At 49.0% G+C, this 18733-nt stretch carries 14 protein-coding genes; 12 read left to right on the forward strand and 2 right to left on the reverse strand.

Annotation, left to right across the window (positions count from 1 at the left end):
- Positions 1–2: 2 nt before the first annotated feature.
- From ACEWFR_RS13000 to ACEWFR_RS13055, 12 genes are all read left to right on the forward strand, one after another.
- Positions 3–989 (forward strand): hypothetical protein, encoded by a 987-nt coding sequence (locus ACEWFR_RS13000; RefSeq protein ID WP_374061441.1) that lies wholly within the window; start codon positions 3–5, stop codon positions 987–989.
- Positions 990–999: 10 nt separating this feature from the next.
- Positions 1000–1404 carry a hypothetical protein gene (locus ACEWFR_RS13005; protein ID WP_374061442.1) on the forward strand — a complete coding sequence of 135 codons (405 nt, stop codon included), beginning with the start codon at positions 1000–1002 and terminating at the stop codon, positions 1402–1404.
- The gene (locus ACEWFR_RS13010; protein ID WP_374061443.1) at positions 1401–1580 is read left to right on the forward strand and encodes a hypothetical protein; all 180 of its coding nucleotides are present in this window, start codon (positions 1401–1403) and stop codon (positions 1578–1580) included. The genes ACEWFR_RS13005 and ACEWFR_RS13010 overlap by 4 nt, the downstream gene beginning before the upstream one ends.
- A gap of 3 nt (positions 1581–1583) precedes the next feature.
- Entirely contained in the window at positions 1584–2228 is a 645-nt protein-coding gene (locus ACEWFR_RS13015) for a hypothetical protein (protein WP_374061444.1), read from the forward strand.
- Between the two features lie 116 nt (positions 2229–2344).
- Complete coding sequence (locus ACEWFR_RS13020) at positions 2345–3595, forward strand: helicase HerA domain-containing protein (protein WP_374061445.1); 1251 nt, start codon at positions 2345–2347, stop codon at positions 3593–3595.
- 235 nt (positions 3596–3830) lie between these two features.
- On the forward strand, positions 3831–4124 hold the full coding sequence (locus tag ACEWFR_RS13025) for a hypothetical protein (RefSeq protein ID WP_374061446.1): 294 nt from the start codon (positions 3831–3833) through the stop codon (positions 4122–4124).
- A 300-nt stretch (positions 4125–4424) separates the two neighbouring features.
- Complete coding sequence (locus ACEWFR_RS13030) at positions 4425–6383, forward strand: hypothetical protein (protein WP_374061447.1); 1959 nt, start codon at positions 4425–4427, stop codon at positions 6381–6383.
- 342 nt (positions 6384–6725) lie between these two features.
- Positions 6726–7763 (forward strand): hypothetical protein, encoded by a 1038-nt coding sequence (locus ACEWFR_RS13035; RefSeq protein ID WP_374061448.1) that lies wholly within the window; start codon positions 6726–6728, stop codon positions 7761–7763.
- A gap of 146 nt (positions 7764–7909) precedes the next feature.
- Entirely contained in the window at positions 7910–8500 is a 591-nt protein-coding gene (locus ACEWFR_RS13040) for a hypothetical protein (RefSeq protein ID WP_374061449.1), read from the forward strand.
- 40 nt (positions 8501–8540) lie between these two features.
- Entirely contained in the window at positions 8541–10121 is a 1581-nt protein-coding gene (locus ACEWFR_RS13045) for a hypothetical protein (RefSeq protein ID WP_374061450.1), read from the forward strand.
- Positions 10122–10213: 92 nt separating this feature from the next.
- On the forward strand, positions 10214–15187 hold the full coding sequence (locus ACEWFR_RS13050; RefSeq protein ID WP_374061451.1) for a hypothetical protein: 4974 nt from the start codon (positions 10214–10216) through the stop codon (positions 15185–15187).
- A gap of 6 nt (positions 15188–15193) precedes the next feature.
- Positions 15194–16057, forward strand: coding sequence for a hypothetical protein (locus tag ACEWFR_RS13055; protein WP_374061452.1), 864 nt, complete (start codon positions 15194–15196; stop codon positions 16055–16057).
- A gap of 110 nt (positions 16058–16167) precedes the next feature.
- On the opposite strand, the gene ACEWFR_RS13060 is transcribed toward ACEWFR_RS13055, so the two are convergent.
- Both ACEWFR_RS13060 and ACEWFR_RS13065 read right to left on the reverse strand, forming a co-directional pair.
- Complete coding sequence (locus tag ACEWFR_RS13060) at positions 16168–17670, reverse strand: ATP-binding protein (protein WP_374061453.1); 1503 nt, start codon at positions 17668–17670, stop codon at positions 16168–16170.
- Positions 17671–17878: 208 nt separating this feature from the next.
- Complete coding sequence (locus ACEWFR_RS13065) at positions 17879–18730, reverse strand: IS5 family transposase (protein WP_374061454.1); 852 nt, start codon at positions 18728–18730, stop codon at positions 17879–17881.
- Between the last annotated feature and the right edge of the window lie 3 nt (positions 18731–18733).

The following is an 18733-nucleotide window of genomic DNA, read 5'->3' on the forward strand; positions in this document are numbered from 1 at the left end:
CAGTGAGTGATTTGTTCAATGATGATGCTTTTGAGAAACTGGAGCAGGAAATGGTGGAGAACCAGGAACTGTCCAGAGCCGTTGAAAGCCTGCAAGAGGATATTGAACGGGAGATTGGCGATGACAAGACCATAGGCCAGTATAACTTGGAAAGGGAACTGGATAGCAGGGGCAGGACGATCCAGTCAGCTGTCAGCAGTGCATTGGCTAAGGCAGATAACGTCAAAGGAGACATCTCCGAGCTCAAAAAGCGAACGAAGGAAGATGATTTTAAGAAGAATATGCGGCGTGATGCGGTTGACAAGGAGGATATGGAGGATGCCCTGGATAACATTGATCAGCTTGAACAGTTGGTTGCTCGTCTGGTCCTTATCTTGAAGATCTACCGTGATGACCGGCAGCTGCTTCGCTCCGGCATCGATATCCAGCAGCAACGGGCGAACGAGTCCGAGGTTATGGACATGGTGAAAGACATGGCTGAAGCTCAGCAGTCGGAGTTCAAATCCATGGCTAGTGATATGGCAGATGAGTTGAGTGAGAGGCTTGAGAGAGTGATTGACGACAAGACTGAGGCCTCCGAGCAGCAGAAGGAATTGATGGAGCAGATGCAGGAGACTGCTCAGGAGTTGAAAGAGGCCCGTCAAACTCCGCAGAAACAGGTGGTTGAAAGAGAGCAGCTAAACGGGACGGGTAATGAAGTATCTAGTTCTTCCAGTGATTCAGGTTCTTCGAAGCCGCCGCAAACTGTTTCGTCTTCAACTGGCGGAGAGACCAGTGATTCTGAGGGAATCGGCGGTGCTGGTGAAGGCGATGAAGAGCATCCTGATCTCACAGAGGTTCAGACCGAACTCTACAATCTCGTTCAGAACAATCCGGACAAGGATATAGAATGGTACGCAGATCAGATGGATCAGGAAGAGAGATTAATCAAGATGTGGAGGACCAAAATCCAGAGAACAGAGGGATACGAGGACTTCACCCTCGAATAAGACCTAAGAGGTGGAGAATCAGATTTCATTAGAGATAAGAAAATTCCGGGATAACAAGAAAGATGAGGCCGTTACTGTCGACGATGTTCCGAAGAGCAGTTTCAACATTATAGAGGAAGTCGAGTATACTGACGAAAGGTACCGAAGGCATCGGTACAGAGTCTACAGATATCCTCAGGGTTCCAAGCCGGTCAAGGGCCAGTACAAAGGATTCGTTAAAAAGTACACTGGGTCGTTTGAGGAAGCTCCGGTCAATGCTTTCGGCAGGGAAGACGGTGAGATAGTCGTCGATAAAGGACAACTGGTTCACCAGCTCGTCCATGAGTACGGTGAGGGCCAGTTCTATGTATACAGGTTCGGCGGGAACCCGAATCAGGAAACCTTGTTCAAGGCCTTTGTAGAGGTGATAAGTTGATAGAGTTCGCTGAACAGCATTTGCTGATCGCACTTGCAGCGATGATCGTGATCCAGGCTTTGACCGTGATAAACGGAAGAAAATTTGGAGGAGTGATCATGGGATTCATCGTAGGAACTCTTATCGGAGCCTCAGCGTTCTGGGTTTTACTGATAACCCTTCCTCAGGTGATTTAACGGGTGAGATTGACCGATTTGCGGAATTACGGAGTTGTTTTGATAGTAGGGATCATACTCAATTCGTTCATCGAGTTAGTTCCCTGGTTTCCTCATTTTGGGGGCTTGGTTGCCTTGCTTCTCGGGATTCTCCTTTATGACAAGGCTGGCGGTGAAGGAATTGATTTCACGTTCAGTAGTTTAGGACCCGGACAGGATGATTCGTCAGGTGTAGATCTACAGGTTGAGCCTGTTGAAGCGCCTGAAAAACTCAATCAGAAGGTCAGGGATCACCCGGGGCGGAGGGAATTGAATATTGATAGAACTGATAGAGATAACCTGGATTACTACGATGAATATAGGGAAGTTACGATAAACGGAGAGGAGAAGGGTGTCTGGGGTGCTATAGGAAGGCCTCGGAACCCGAAGTACGGTGAATTGATCGCATACATCTACGATCTTTCAGAGGACCGTGTTCGTCGTTACCAAGGTAACGTGCAAGGTGTTGAGGGCAGGATTCAACCGTTCAATGACTATACCTGGTTGTCGGTTAGGGGACGTGATGCGAGCCGTGGCTCTACGGAGTCTGGCAGGAACCAGTTTATCATTGACCAGAGCGGTGACTCTCCAAGCAGAAGACCTTCTGACAACGGCGGAGGTGGCAACTGATCGGAGTACTGGATAAGCTATGGGATGTCGGTGACGACTACCACAGTAACAGGTTCAAACAGGTAGAACAAGCGACAGAGATCGACTACAGTAACGGGATCCCTGTAGCTCGGAATGTGGAGACTGGAGAGCTCATCCGGATTAAGTTCGACAAGAGCGATGTAACCGCCCGTATTGGGGTTTTCGGGGACTCTGGTTCTGGAAAGACCCTTGGCTGTAAATCTATCCTCTCCAGGATCTATGATGACGGCTGGAACATCATGCACTTCTCTGACGTCAAACACGACTTTTCCGACGTCTCGCACGAGAACGCTGCAGCAAAGGAGATGGTTGAGACTCTCGGTCTTGCTGAGGGAGAGGAGCCTCATCCTGTGCCGAAGAAAATCTTCCAGCCCCGGTTTCTCTATGATGAATACAATGATGGCAAGCCGAGTTACGTAGAACCGTTCTCATTAGGGTTCAAAGACGTTAGTGAGGCTGATTTCAAGTCTCTGTTCACGAGTACATCTCAAGCTCAGGAGAGAGCTCTCAATAATCTCTTAGCTAGAATTGATCTGGAGGAACAGAATTACAAGAAGCTGAAACAGGAGCTGGATAACTTGGAGCTGAGGAATGACAGCGGGGACATGCTCGAAGGCGCTATTAAAGACAGTATCGACGAAATGCAGAATGAGAAGCTGGTTTCATCGCAGTTCCGGAAGGACTTGTTCAGGTACTCAGAGGCCTGGAGGTGCCACGATTGTAATGAGTTTGTGTATCCTGGGGAGAAGAAAGAGCATCAGGATCACGAACTCGAGCAAATGCCTACGGTCCTCGTTTTAGGTCTTGAGAAGTACAGAGAGTACTTCCCTGAAGAGAGTCACAAGTTCCAGTTCTATGTTTCTGCTGTGCTGGATAACTTCATTGATGCTCGGAAGAAGAAGCAGATTGGTAAGCCGTATATCGCCTTTTTCGATGAGGCTCACTATGTTATTCCGAGAGATGAGGACTCACCGGCCAAAGCAAAGGTGGACAGTTTGGTTAATGTGACTGGAAGGGACAATGATGTCGGTCTTATGATCAGCACTCAGAAACCCTCTCAGATCCCAATGCCTGATAAGACGAGTAGATTCGATATCACAGGAAATCTGAAAGATATCTTCGTAGCTGAAAACTTGAATGCGGATGAGTGGGGGGATCTTCTCAATACGTTCAACTTCTATAACTCCTCTCATAGGCAGAAGTGGAAAGACAGGATAAATTCTATGAATGAAAAACAGTTCCTCTACATCGATGCAAGAGGTAATGCAAATGTAGAAGGACCTGAGGACTGTCCTGTGGTCGAGTTTCTAAGCCCTCTCTGGAAGCATCCATGGCACACAGATTGATTGCTCAATTTCACTTTCGATCGGTCCTCTTGTTTTTTAAGTGGTAGATTTCAATTCTGGTATAGGAGGTCTCGGTTTTTCGATGACGAAGAAATACAGGGTCAAAGCTGGGTGCGAAGAATGCGGAAATATCTGGAAGACTAAGAAGAAGAAAGACCGCTCAACACCTAACGAATGCCCTGAATGCGGCAGTACGAAAACATACAGCATCGACTCCTGGCCGGTGGTAAGCTAAGTGGTCCTTAATGCTCTTGTACAGCTGGCGTTCCAGCATCCTGAGATAGTGTTTACAGCCGGTTGGATCGTTGCGATAGGATTAAGCTGGAATCGTGTGCCGGCGACAGTTCCGGTGATTCCGGGTCTGTATGTTTCAGGGGCATTGGTTCTCGGCGTTTCAGGATTCTACTTTTGGACGGTACCTGATCCATCGACAGGATTAGAACGCCTGTATCTCGAGATGTCTAAGGGTATCTTCCTGGCATTCCTGATACTTGGGGCAAGAGAGGTCGTGAAGATCAAAGCAGGGTGATACACAAATTATAGATACGCGCAAAGGAGGCACAGCAACGAAGTTTGTAGTAGCTGGTTCAGTTCTATTACTGGCAGCTCTTGCTTTCGGTTCCTTTGCTGACCTCGGACCTCTCAACGTTACACAGACCGACGACGGTTGCTGGCACGAGATCGAGGTCAACAACAGGACCTTCGACTCAGAAACTCAGTTCCGTGACTATACTTCTGACCACGGGAAGACGATTCCAGGCAATATCACGTTCAAAACCATCAACGGCACTCTCTATCAGGATGCCGAGTGCATAGGTGGATCCCAGTAGTGAACAAAGGGTTGAAGGCCTCGGTAGTAGCACTGTTTTTCCTATTAGCCGCTTCTTCTGCATCAGCAGCGACGAACTCTGTTGACACAGTTACGTACGAGAGCAACAGTGGGTTCTTCGACGGACAGGTTCTCCAAGCAGGTTACACCTCTAATTTTGCGACGGACAAGATCAACGTCTATCTCTCTGAAAGCGATATCGAGAGTGAGACAGGAGCGGTAGCAGATGAACCGGTCACGTTCAGTGTTTCTCACCAGAATACATACGCCAAGTATCCGACTCAGGATACAGGTCTAGAGTCGATCACTGGCTGGGATGCAGTCAAGAAGACTGTCAGCTCTAAGCAGGAGCTGTGGGACTGGACTACTACGAACTGTGCCGATACGAACGATGCCGGGGAGTTCTCCGTTGAAGGCTACGGAACTACGGATGTAGATGCTCGGGCTAACAAATGGTTCGATACCTGGACCGGGCAGTACAAATATACTATTAGATGCTGGCAGAGGAACGACTACTACGGTGCTGTAGCTGATATCGGTTCTCCTGACGAAGTCTTCAGGACAGAGTGGAAGGTTCAGGCCGGAGATAAGAATCCTCAGACAGCTGTAATCACTAACGGCAACGGAGGAACAGGAGTAACCTCTAACCTCGGCAGACATGCCAAGGTGACCTGGGAGGGAAGTCTTTCAACCGGTGAGAATCCTCCGCTCGTCGATGATGAATACGCTCTCCACAGTAACGACTACGAAGGAGGTTGGAGAGTCATAAGCGAATCAAGTTACTCCTCGTACCGGAGTTTCGTCCAGAACAATGCTTACGACCTTCTTGGAGAATGGGGCGCAGGCAGAACTACTGAGAGCCATATCGAGAGCGAGATGAACGGAAAAGCGGAAGAAGCTGCTTCGGAGTTCACTGAGTCTCCGCTTTCTGACTCCGAGATCTTGGACTCGAGCTTCCAGAATGGTGCGTTCAAACTGGATATGGAGCGCAGCCTGATGTACCCCGAGTTCAACGTCTACATTGATGCAGGTCCGAACGGTTATGCCACGATATCTAAACCTGTAGGTGAGCCAGAGATCGTCTCTACAAGCGGTGCAGAGTTCGGGGAGCTGGGTCAGGGAACGATCTCAGTTGAAGCAGAAAACGTCGGCAGTGCTGAGGGAAGCTTTTCGGCCCGTACCAATTCCTGTGGTGATTACTTCAGCGGTAACAGCTTGCAGGATACTCAGAGAGTTTCTCCTGGCGATACTGCATCGTTCGATTTCCGGGTGACGTTCACTTCGACCAGTATGACGCAGAGCGAGTTCTCCGACCAGTGTGAAGTTGTTGTTGAGGATACTGGGAGTGGGAACGAGGTTTCCACCAGTGTCTCTGTTACTGCTACTCAGGAAGACGAGTGTACACAGGGAGATGAGACGAAGAGAGAGGAGAAGGTGAATGGTGAAACGGTGGATACGATCTACAGCTGTACTAACGGTTTGAAGCTTGAGCGTGTCGATGTCTGTAGTTATGATGAGGAAGCACGGTACATCAACGACGACGTCCAGTACGAATGCCGTGACGAAGACTCAACTAGCGGTCCCGGCGGCAATCCTTGGACTGTTCCGGGGCTTGGCTGGCAACTGGATAACCCATCTGGAAGCCTCGAGGATGTCTGGAGCGGTAATGCTGGAGCATTGACCTGGGCTCAGCTATTGCTGTCGTTCATCGGATTCCTCGCTGGATTCGCCTTAGTAGGGGTCAAGCTCGGTAAGATGGTAGACGGCCTTGCTACGGAGTTCATCCCATTGAGTGATGCCGTCGTGAGACTGGGTATAGGACTTGTAGGAGGCGGGATGGCGTTCATGGCTGTGTATCAGTTAGTGACGAATCCGTTAGGATTCTTGCTGACTGTTGTCGGCCTGATTCTGACAGGGTACCTGTACCTGAAAGGTACCACTCCGGACATCAACTTGTAGCAGGAACCGGGTTTCTTGGCCGTTGTTTTAAAAGTAGCAACTGTCATACCGTTTATAGAATGTATCTCTTTTTTCAAAACCCGCGAAAGGCAGGCAGGGAATCCCTGGATCTGCTTGGAGAAGGTTTCGACCTCAGCTACTCGGATCTGCCCAGGAATGGTAGAAAGAACGCAGTGGTTCAACGGCTTGGAGCCGGCCAGTTGAGAACCAATGCGAATAATATACGCCTGGCAGCGGCGACTCCGATAGCACTTCTGAATTATTTAGGTCGAGAACCCAGATCTCTCCAGCTTGGACCAGCCCTTGCTTGACCCATTTATTATGGAGGTGACAAATTAGATTATGGATTCAAAAGTAGGAGTAGCACTGGGTATCGTATCGGCTCTGATTGTCGCAGGTGCATTTACCGGCGGCTTCGGAATGCTGAACGCATTTGCAGGTGACAACGGCGGTTCCGATGGGAACCAGACGGTTCCTTCTGGTGACACAGTCTCAGTAAACGACTGGGGAGTCGACGGTGAAGTAACCCTTCCACTCGACGTATCGTCAGCAGAAGTATACAAGTTCCAGCCTGGCGTAGATGTCCCGGACGTCGGTGATTACGACGACTTCTCGATCAGTGATGCAACAAGCGGCCTACAGGCCGGAGTAGATTACGAAGTCGTAGAAATCAGCAACGGTGACACAGCTACCTTTAGCGAGGTAAAGCACCAGGATCAGAACTACCAGTTCGTCCTCGTGGACAAGAGCGATCCAAGAGAGTACCACTACAGTTTCTGGAGAGAAGGAATGCCTGAGACAGTAGGAACGGCATTTGCAGAAGCTGGAAAGACGATCAACCTGGACGACGAAGCCAACTTTGACCAGTGGGCAACGTACGGAACTGACTCTGCAGGCTACAAGACTTCTGACAGTAAGTACTTCAGCGCTGGAAGTGACCTAAGCTTCGAGAGCAACGGTAGTAAGACAGTAACACTTGAGAGATCAGTTGAAGTCTCGCAGGGAGTTGCCTACCTCGGTGACGTCGAAGTAACAGGCTTCAACGACGGTGAAGGAATTTCCGAAGTCGACGTTTCAGTAATGGTCGACGGAGAAGAAGTCTACAGTGAAAGTCTGAAGGACGGTTCCACAGGACCTCTATCAGACTCAACCTCGTTCAGAAACGCTCTCACAAACAGTGACATGGATCTAAGCACTAACCCTGAGAAGGCAACTGGTGCAGCAGAGATTCAGGTCACAGTTACAGGAGAGTTCGACACTGACGAGAACGCAGCTGGCGACGGTCAGATCGGACCTGGTGAGTCAATCATCAGCGTCAACGGTTTCGACATCTTCGACAATGCGATCGGAGATGGATCTGCAGTCTCCTTCCAGGGGTAACTCTGGCGGAGCTGTAGGTTATTCGGCCTAAGCAAAAGGCCTCTTTCCACCCATTCCCCTTTTCTTTTTAATTACTAAATGATAATTTCTGTGTATAGATGATTGAGTTGCCTGCCCGATTTTTAGAACGCCTCCTAACCATCACTTTGGAAGATTTCGTGTATATCGTCGTATCTATCAGTTTTGTCGTCGTTGCTGGAGGCTTTGTATTGGCGGCGAATCCGCAGTTCGATGCCCAGTACCGTTTCGTTTTGAGGGAAGGCCTCGATGCTTTCGGAGACGGAGAAGACGCGGATCTAACCCTTGCCAGGGAAGACGTTCAAATGGTTAATTCTGTGTCATCGACTTCGTACGGCCCGGATCCTGTAGGAGATGAGAGACTTTTCTGTATGAAAGTGGATGACGGCGTTGTCACCGAGCTCCGTTTCGTGGATAACATCTCGGAGTCGACTAAGACCTCGATCTCCGGAAGCTGTATCAGTGACTTCTCCAGTACAGACTTTGACGGGTTTCTACACACACAGCCAGGATACTCAGATGAGCTTAGTGATGAGGATAAGGACTTGGAAAGCCCTGAAATGGATTATACCTGCATTGCCTACGATCGTATAGTAAAGGTTCGTGGAGAGGTCGGCGGCGTGAAGTGCTGGGAGATCACTGGAAGCGAGGATTCCGGTTTCAACTTTACCGAGGTCGAGGTCGCGATCACTTCGAGGCCTGAACTACTGCCGTCCTGACCTTTTATCAATCCTTTTAGGTAATTGTCTTTGTAGAGACGTGAAACTCCTTGACTTGCGTGTGATATCTGCAGCAGTGCTTGTAATCCTTCTAATCGGAGGTTTCAGTTTCTTCGATATCTCAGAACTGTCTCTTGCCTCGGGACAGGATAATACTCTTACTCAGGATGTAGAGGGTGCCAGCTTCGACTTGTATACAAGCAGTACCTGGACGCCGTATGCTGATTACCCGGATACCTTCAATTTCTACGGGGACCAAGTAAAAATCGAGAACCACGCAAACCCTTCAGGAGATGATACTGACGTTGGAACAGTGCATATCGGAGGGGAAAGTCAGGCCGTGGATCTAGACGGGTCTTTCCAGCATGACGGTGTCAAGGTCTCTGTTACGAGAGGTGTAGATACTGTACTGTATGATGGATACCCGTACAGCCAAGAGTATGACAACTACATTGCTTTAGGCGGAGATGTCACAGTCACGATCCCGAAGGAATCGATCAAGGCCGATATCAATGACTTCCACATGGAGAAAACCGGTGGAGGGCAGCGCAGAGTCTTGTTCAATGTTTCTCTCACGAATGATTGGAATAGGTTGGCTGTCGACGAGGTCCGTGTGGAGGCCTTCGAGAAGAACCACGTCTTACCTGTCGGCCCTTACCTGGACAAAGGGACTAACGAGTACAGTGTCTCCGGCAGTTTTTCTGAGTATGATATCAGTCAGTACCAGGTGAACAAGACGGTCAACAAATCGATCCGGGTCCACGTCGATAATCCTCGTATCCCAGCTGACGAGAAATCATTTACCGGGGCGAAAAGCATTGAGAACCCGGACTTCGGGTTCTCCGATTTCAAGACAGAAACTGCTTGGTTCACTGCCGACATCAAGTACTGCGGAGAAGCAGCTGAATGGGTTGATGGCGTGTGTGTGATTGACGAAGATCTCCATCTACGTGGGGACACTTGCTTCCTGCCAGAGAATTATACTATTGTCACGGAGACCTTCGAGCCAGGGACCTACGACAGGAACGATGTAGCGCCGGATCCATCCTACTTCTGCAGCCGCCACCCAACGATCGTGACTAATGACGGTGTCCAGACTGATCGGATTACCTCACCATACCAGAAGCTCGTCGATGACAAGTCCTTCTCCGTTCCTGAGGGCCAGACCTACACAATGTTCTGGGTCGTCAACGCCAACGAGGTTGAAGTGAACAGAGTCTGTGAGGAAGGAACTCTGAATAAGACTACAGGAGATTGCGTTGTGACTCCATCAGTGGTACATCGTTGTAGCTCAGGGGTGTGGAGTCCTGAAGCGGGTAGCTGCGTTGTGACGCCATCGACTCAAACGGTGTGTGAGAAGGGGCGTTACAATAAGGAGCTTGGTGTCTGTGTCTTCAATCCTGAGGTCGAAGAAAGGTGTCCAGCTGGGTCTACGATGGGTGAAGGCGGGATGTGCTACAGTCAGGCGTCGGTTAAGAAAGTCTGTCCAGAAAACGTGAATGGTACTCTAAGTGGAGGTCGCTGTGTTACAGATGCCACTCTCGTTGTCAGGGACAGCCCTTGGTCGAGCTTCCGTGTCTTCGTACTTGATCTTCAGAACTGGTTTGAAGATAGAATTTAGAGAGTTTACATACACTAAATTAAAGTTGATTAAAGTGTTCAGTCTCCATTCTATGTCGTGGTTTTTTAACTCATATCAGATACTTTTTATATATGGTTTCGAGGAAGCAGAGAGCTCTTTTAGCAACAGTTGTATCTACCTTGCTATTTGTGGGTCAGGTCTCTGCATTTGCAGGAGGAGACGGTTCAAGTTCTAACCCATATCAAATCGAGACAACTCAACAGCTCCAGGACATGCAGAACGATTTATCTGCCAACTATGTCTTAATAAGTGATATAGATGCATCAGGGTTTTCGTTCAGCAGTGTCGGCGACTACAGCAACCAGTTTACCGGGGTGTTGGATGGGCAAGGGTATGTAGTTGAATCCTTGACGATTGATGAGGGAAACTCGGATAATGTAGGGTTAATCGGAGCCACGGGTAGTGGTGGAGAACTCAAGAATATCGGCTTGGTGAACATGAACATCACCGGCTCCAGCTGGACAGGTGGTTTGGTCGGATGGAACGAGGGTAGTATTTCGAATAGTTTCAGTACGGGCAGTGTCTCCGGCAGCACTCAGGTAGGTGGTTTGCTCGGATACAGCAGCGGCAGTGTTTCTTCCAGTTATTCCACGGGCAGTGTCTCCGGCGGCGACCGTGTGGGTGGTTTGGTCGGAAACATCTACCAAGGCACTGTTTCTGATAGTTACAGTATGAGCAGTGTCTCCGGCGACGGCTATGTGGGTGGTTTGGTCGGAAACAACAATCAGGGCACTGTTTCTGATAGTTACAGTATGGGCAGTGTCTCCGGCGACTCCGGGGTGGGTGGTTTGGTCGGAAACAACGGCGGCAGTGTTTCGGATTCTTATTGGGATACTGAGTCTTCAGGTCAGTCTTCGAGTGCTGGGGGTACTGGTTTGACCACGAGCGAGATGCAAGGGCAGGAAGCTGAGACAAATATGAGCGGTTTTGATTTTACAAATAACTGGAGTACAGTTAACTCTGAAGACGGTGATGCTTCAGCAGATGGATACTCTATACTGCAGGACTTGGATAGGAAGAACCAGCTTATAGCTCAAGGAGTATATTCAGCGTTCGCAGGTGGTTCAGGGACTAGCAGCGACCCTTACCAGATCTCGAACGTCGACCAGTTGCAGGACATCAGTAGCAATCTCAGCGCACATTACGTTCTCTCAAGTAACATTGACGCCTCACAGACCGAAAACTGGAACAACGGAAACGGATTTAACCCGATAGGAGACTCCAACACTCCTTTCTCAGGAAGCCTTGACGGCAGCGGGAACAGTATTTCAGAACTCTACATAAACCGGGATACAGAGGAAGCTGGTCTATTCGGATACATAGCCTCCAGTGGAGAGGTGGCAAATCTAGCGGTCAAACAAGCAGATATTGTAAGCTCAGGGAACAATATAGGAGTCATTTCCGGAGTGAACGTTGGGACTATCTCAAATAGCCATACTACAGGAAAGGTTTCAAACAGTGGATCATACAATGTTGGAGGTCTTGTAGGCAGGAACGAGGGTGATGTCCTGTCCAGTTACAGTAGAGCCAGAGTCATAGGCGGAGACCGTGCAGGCGGCTTAGTAGGAATTAATGATGGATCGAGCGCAAAGATTTCTAAGAGCTTTGGTGCTGCCAATGTCACAGGAGGTACCAACGTAGGAGGCTTGGTAGGATGGCAGTACGGAGCTAACATATCTAACAGTTATTCTTACTCACGGGTAGACGGAGGCGATAGTGTAGGAGGCCTTGCAGGGTATTTCTCTGCGGGCAACATTGAATACAGCTATACTGCAGGATTCACCTCTGGAGACTCGAATGTTGGTGGCCTTGTTGGAGAAAGAAACACAGCAGGAGATACACCGGTTATCACAGATTCATACTGGGATATAAACAAATCTAACCAGGATTCTAGTGCTGGAGGAACAGGACTGTACACCTCTGAAATGCAGACCGTTGATGCAGAATCTAATATGGCTGGTTTAGACTTCTCCAATACATGGAATAATCTATACTCATACCCAAAACTAAGCTGGCAAAATTACGAGTCAGATAATGCTATAATAGACTACTACGTGAAAAATTGCTATGATCTTCAAGCTATAGACAGAAGTCTATCTCAATCATATTCTGTTTCAAGAAAAATTGACTGCACGATAACCAAGAAATGGGAGAATGGAAAAGGATTCAACCCGATAGGTTCGGATAACACCGCATTCACAGGTTTGTTTGATGGAGGAGATAGTATTATATCCAACCTGTACATAGATCGTCCAAACGAAGATAACGTCGGTCTTTTCAAAAATATAAAAACACAAGAAAAAAGTGGAGTAGCAGAAATAGAATCAATAAGATTAAGAAATGTAAACATTACCGGTGAAGCATACGTCGGAGCAATAGCAGGTAGAACAAATATAACACTTTATACATCATCTTCAAGAGGGACTGTAAACGGAGAATACAACGTAGGAGGATTATTTGGTTACGTATTTGATGCGGAAATCCTCAACAGTTTCTCAACCGCTAAAGTTACTGCAGACGATTACAGCTCAGGAGAATCGTTCCATGCTGGAGGCCTGGTTGGAAGACTAGAACAGGGAAGCATATCAACCAGCTATTCTAGAGGAAAAATCGTATCTGAAGATGATGCTGGAGGCTTAGTAGGTTTCATCCAGACCTTGGATGGACAAGGCTACAAAACCTCTATTGTAGAGAGTTACTCGACCGCGAATGTGACTGTCACAGGCGGGGATGGAGACCGGAGCGGAGGGATAGCAGGTAACATGTACAATGTAAGCTTTTCCTCTGTATACTGGAATACAGAGACCTCAGGACAATCTAACGCTGTAGGCGGAAGTTCGAATGTCGCTGGAACAGAAGGCCTGCAAACTGACCAAATGACGTATCCAAATGCTGCAGATAATCTAACAGGGTTCAATTTCGACTCAAGCAGTGCTAAGTATTGGATCACAGAAGAATACTGTAATTGGGGTTATCCATACCTCAACTACAATGGAAACTCTGTGATTTGTAATTACCCGCCAAATTTGAACAGTGTCTCGTGGGATGACCCTAATCCGACTTACGGTGAATCTGTAAGGTTGAGGATCAATATTACAGATCCAGATGATGGCGACTCAATAGAACGAGTTCAGATAAAAGCAAATAGAGGAGACACCACAGTGTTGGATGGAGAGGCAACTGAAAGCGGCGACTTCTGGTACAGTGAGCCCGTTGAGATAAACGAGACTAAGACCTGGTACAATGCTTCTGTATTAGAAGCTGAGGATGCCTACGGCAACACTATCTCATTCAGTTCTGAAAACAGCGATAGCTTCTACATCGATAACTCGAAGCCAAACATCCAATCAGCTACCATCAAGGTCAACGAAAGCAAGGAAAGTAATCAGATAGAGCTTGGTCTATCAAGTGACGGGGAATCGGATCTCGCCACGTATCAAGGCCTCTCCTCCGCTTCAGTATTTACTAACACGACTTTGGAGGCAGCCTTCTCCTTCCCACTAGAGACGAACGTGTCGATATCGGATGATGTCGGTCTGTCCTCGGAGAATCAAGAGCTGGATATCAGGAAGACTGATTCGGGGCATAGACAGGATCCTTCTTGTAGCTCACTTACAAAACAGTGCTTGAATCAAAGCATTGAATTAGATAATCAGGGTGGAGACGCTGTAGATTACAGTCTTGTTCTGGAGATACCGGGGACGCTCGATTCAGAGCAGAGTTGGAGTGGAACACTGAACGCTAAATCCGCGACAAGCCATACTGTAGAAAGTCATGGTGACTGGATCACTGAAAAACAGTACCCGGTGTATATTCCTGAACAAGTAACAATTGGAGAGAACTACGAAGCTACTCGAGGCCTTGAACTCTCAGAACAGCTCGGTTTCACATGGTCAAATATATCTACTACCGGATTTGTGGATACGCCTTCTTCCTGCAACCAGGCCAATCAGACAAGTATCTCAGTTAATGCATGGGCGGATGAGAACCGGACAGTAGGGTTTTCATGCAATCCTGGCGGGATCGATACTCAATCTTTCGACCTTTTGAATAAGACTGACTATGAAAAGGCTTGGAACAATATCTCGTTCACAGTCTCAACAAATCTTACAGAGGAATCAAACATTACCGTCCCAGTAGATGAGTCAAATCTTGAGAAACTATCTGACAGAGATGGAGGTAGCTTAGAGGCGTACGTGAATGGGAGATCAGGGAATATATCTCTACGAGATGGGAATGGTACTGTGTTCATCACCGTCGAGGATGATTTCGGTAACAGCAGTCTCCATGAAGGCGGTCACACAGCTGCTTTGACCTATACCGTCGGCAATGATGATTCGTCAGGAAGCGCTCCTGCTCCGATAAGGCAGCCTCCTTCAGATGGGAACCAGACAAATTATTCTGTTGAGTTTACGACTCAGGATTACTACACTGTTGCTCCTGGTTCAACCTCGAAGATCTACTTCACGGTCTGGAACTATGAAAAAGAGGCCAATTCGATAACTCTTCAAACAAGGGATACAACGGCCTGCAGCAACTTCCGAGTGCAGAGCAACTTTGTCGGGGACAAATTCAGTAAGAACACCTCACTCAAAATCCCCGGGACAAGAGATGATCTCGGAGCTGGCGGGGCGGATGTTATATTAATGGCAAAAGTTAATGTTCCTAATAGGACAGAGCTTCAAAGCCAAGGTCTCGGTGATACGTTCACCTGCCGGTTCGATACAGGTGCAGGGATAGGTGAGGCAGGATCTCTGAACTTGACGGTGCAGGCCGTGGACACGACACCGCGATGGGTGAAAGGAGTCCGGCAGTTGATTCCGGATCTTCCGGCGACATCCTTGATGGTCAGGGAGGAGATCTGTCTGCCAGAAGGCGGAGAAAACGCTTCACGACTGGAACAGGTGCAGAGATACTTGGAGGAAGGACGGTGTAGCGGCCAGCTACTTTCAGTTCCGTTGCCTACAGGTGAGGCTTCCGCCGTGATTTTTGGAGCATTCGTCTTCGTAGCAGGCATTACAAGATTCAGAGGAAGGGTGATATAAGACAAGATGGGAGCAGTTACAAGCATACTCGTACCAGGAAACAACAGCGAACTGGATTTCGTGAATATCTTCGGAATCCTTGGAGTCCTGATTTTCTCCAGTCTAATGTTTGCCGTCTACGGCACTCAGAACGGAAATATTGACCTTGTTGTCCTCGGTGTTATCTTTGCCTTGATGGGGATAGTAGGCGTCCTGTTCGTGGAGCTGGGTGCTGGATCATTCTTTAGAAGTTCGTCGACAACGGCGGAGGCGTCTTTCGCTGTCTGGATAGGTATGATAGCGCCCAATATTTCTAATTTGGTGGCAAATGTTCGTTTGAACGCTTTTGCTCCGCCGACCGAGGGATATGCCTTCTCAGCGTTGTCCAGTCAGCAACCCAGTGTAAAGGGTATTGTCAACGGGGTGTGGGCACCTGGCGGTGAGAACCTGGCTTTGCTCGGTGCTTCAGCTTCCTTGGTGATGATTCTGTATCAGAAGACGGAGAGTATTTTGTTGTCTGTGATTTTGGGAGTATCTCCGTTTGCTGTTTTATTTGCGTCCCTGCACGGAGTAGCAACTGCGGGTTTCTGGGTCTTCGCAGCCTCGGTCATGTTCGTAATGGGGTTGTACCTGTTCGGAACAGATCTTGGTGCCGAACTGCCGTTAGCCCGGTACGTACCTATCACGTTCGGCCTGTTCTACGGTGTGCATAGAGGCATCAACATTTCCCAGTTCGGAGGCTTGGTGAACTGGTACACTACGATTCTTCAGGCACCAGAACCGTTGATCTACGTGTCTTACCTTGTCATCATCCTGGATGCGATTATGGCGGTATTCGCCTTGTTGTACGTAGCTGACAAGGGCTACACATTGATTCAGGCCTTCTCCTGAATTATCTTCCTGAGGGAGGTACGTTAGCAGGATTTGGAAAGAAGAGGCCTTGTTGAAACCCTCGACCGGTGTCAGATTTCAAGGCCTTTGCTGTACATAGCGCGCACAACCTACGGTTGGTGATCGATACTCTCACGACTAATCATGAGATGTTTGCCAGGGATAACATCGGTCGCCGCGGAGTAATCTACTTCGCGTTCCTCACCATCTCTACCCACAATAGTCACTGTACTACGTGTTCTCCCTTCAGTCTGAAGCTGTTGCCACTCGGCTTCGAAATCGAAGTCCTCCGGGAAAAATTCTGGAATGCGCTGTCCGAGCAATTCCTGGCTATCAAGTCCGTAGATGTTTGCTGCCTCCGAATTGGCACTCACAATTTGGGTGTCGTCATTGATGATCACCATCGCGTCGGATGCCTTTTCGAATACTTCCTGATACTGATCCCGAGCCTGCGTAATCTTCGCCAGTTGCTCTTGAATCGCTATATCGGATTTCTTGGGGAGTGTGATCGTCATCGTCGTTCCCGCTTCAGAACCGCTTGCCTCAATGGAACCACCGTGGGCGGTCACGATCCAGTGAGTCAGCCACAACCCCAATCCGCTCCCATGGGTTAGCGGTGTCTCCGTTCCCGTTTCAAGGACCTCTGCTTCGTGATCGGCTAATCCCGGTCCATTGTCCGTTATTTGAATCTTGGCACCATTCGGGACCGATTCGATCGTCACTGTAACACTCGGAGACTCGCCACTATGCTTGGCGGCGTTCTTGATCAATTGCTCGATTGCCCGGGTAAAACTCGGCAACACGGGGGTCGAAATGCCGTAGTCGTAATCGACGGTGATTGATGCGGACGGGTACTCCTGTGAAACGTCATCGATGACTTCCTGCATGAGCGCCCCAAGGTCGGTCGATTCGCGTTCGAAGTCAGCAGCGACGATTCGGTCCAGTTCGCGGGCTTTGTTCGATAATTCTAACAGGTTGTCGATCTTGGTAAGGACTTTCTCACTCTCCGTCTGATCTTCCAGCTTGTCACCGATGAGTTCGGTGAACCCGCGAATGACGGACAAATCGTTACGAAGATTATGCCGAAGTACTCGGTTGAGGACGGTGGAGAGATTGGTATATCTCGTGAGTTCGGTTTCGAGTTGGACGCGTTTGAGTTCGCGCTCGAGTAACCGGGTGAGGAGTTCGGCCAACATCGTCTCTTCATCACGGAACTGGTTGGGTCGTGGAGATTCGGAGACGAAACCGACCGTGCCGTAGGGGTTCCCGTTCGGGATGAGCGTTGTCCCGTGATAGCTGTGAAACCCGAGCGTTTCGAAGGCTGGATCGCCAGCCCACCCCTGATTTGGGGCATCATAGAGTGCGATTGGATCGTCTTCCTCAATCGTTCGACGGCAGTACGTTGTCCCGAGATCACGCTCCATTTCTGCCGGAAACTGTCCATCGGGTGGATCGGTACTGACCATCACTTTCCAATGGTCGTTTTCCCGATCAATTCGGGTAAGATGTCCGTTGTCGGCATCTAGATAATCCGCTCCAAGATCCAGCGCATCACGTGCTTTTTGTTCGAACGACAAGTCTTGCCGAAATATCTCGTAGAGTTTCTCTCTCACCTCTCTTTTAGGTGCCTGATCAGGCATCTGTGTTCTATGTCACATTTTCACCCCGGGTGCGTATATAAATAACCCTCTCCTAGAGATGGTATCCCGGGGTCAAATACAGACACAAAAGACAACACGATTTCTACGGAAGTGATTTCAAGACTGTCAGTACTGTATACATTCTCCGTTTGCCATATTCAGCAGTCCGTTTCTCTCAGAATTACGGACAATCACTCTCATTATGTGGCATAGCGAGGCTTTGTTCCACATTATGAACGACGCACTTGATGACGAGTTCGCGGAACTGCTTCCACCAACGGCGTGACCGCACGAACGCACCGAACTTCTGTTTGATGGCGGCGTTCACCGACTCGTTCATGTTCCGCTGATGGTAGAGGTCGCTATCAAGTCGTGCATTCCACGCCTTGTGAAGTGACGTAAATTCCCGATGCTTGATAAGTGGTCGAATGTCGTGGTCATGGGCGACCTGCCGAAGTTTCTGATCGTCGTATCCCTTGTCACCAGTCAACACCGTGATGGATGCTGCGTTCCGTTTCACTACCTGTGGCGCAATCTTCGTATCGTGTTTCCGTGTCGTGGTCACATGAATGTCGAGAACGGCGTTGGTTGCGGTATCGACCAACAGCGTTGTCTTCAACTGCTGGATGGTGAGGTTCGTTCGCTTCGTATAGTGAGTTGAGGTGTGGGCTCGTTCAAACCCGGACGCATCGATGCCGGTAACACCGTTGACCGGCAAATCCCTGACAGAGACGTTTAGTAGAACCCGCCAGACGGCCATCTCCAGGCGGTCGAACGCCTTGCAGAGTGTCGAGGGTGCGGGAATCGAATCGAGGTTGAGGGCGTCACGGATGCGAGGCATCTCGATCAGCTCGTCAACGAGATCGCGGTACGTGGTGGTCTTTTTCACTTTCAGACAGAGCAAGACGACATGCTGGCGAAGGGTATACCGCTTCTTCGAGAATTTTGAGGAATATCGAGCGACTGCCCGACTGGCAAGCTCAACCGCCCGTTCGACGAACCGAAGCAGATCTGATTTCGGAAGGTCGTTCATTGG

Origin of the sequence: Natrinema sp. H-ect4, from assembly GCF_041894845.1 — an archaeon.
In the GTDB taxonomy this organism is placed as follows: Archaea; Halobacteriota; Halobacteria; order Halobacteriales; family Natrialbaceae; genus Natrinema.

Excerpts from the sequence above, each read along its gene's own strand:
- ACEWFR_RS13055 (WP_374061452.1), top strand. The coding sequence starts at position 15,194 with ATGGGAGCAGTTACAAGCATACTCGTACCAGGAAACAACAGCGAACTG.
- ACEWFR_RS13035 (WP_374061448.1), top strand. The coding sequence starts at position 6,726 with ATGGATTCAAAAGTAGGAGTAGCACTGGGTATCGTATCGGCTCTGATT.
- ACEWFR_RS13065 (WP_374061454.1), bottom strand. The coding sequence starts at position 18,730 with ATGAACGACCTTCCGAAATCAGATCTGCTTCGGTTCGTCGAACGGGCG.
- ACEWFR_RS13050 (WP_374061451.1), top strand. The coding sequence starts at position 10,214 with ATGGTTTCGAGGAAGCAGAGAGCTCTTTTAGCAACAGTTGTATCTACC.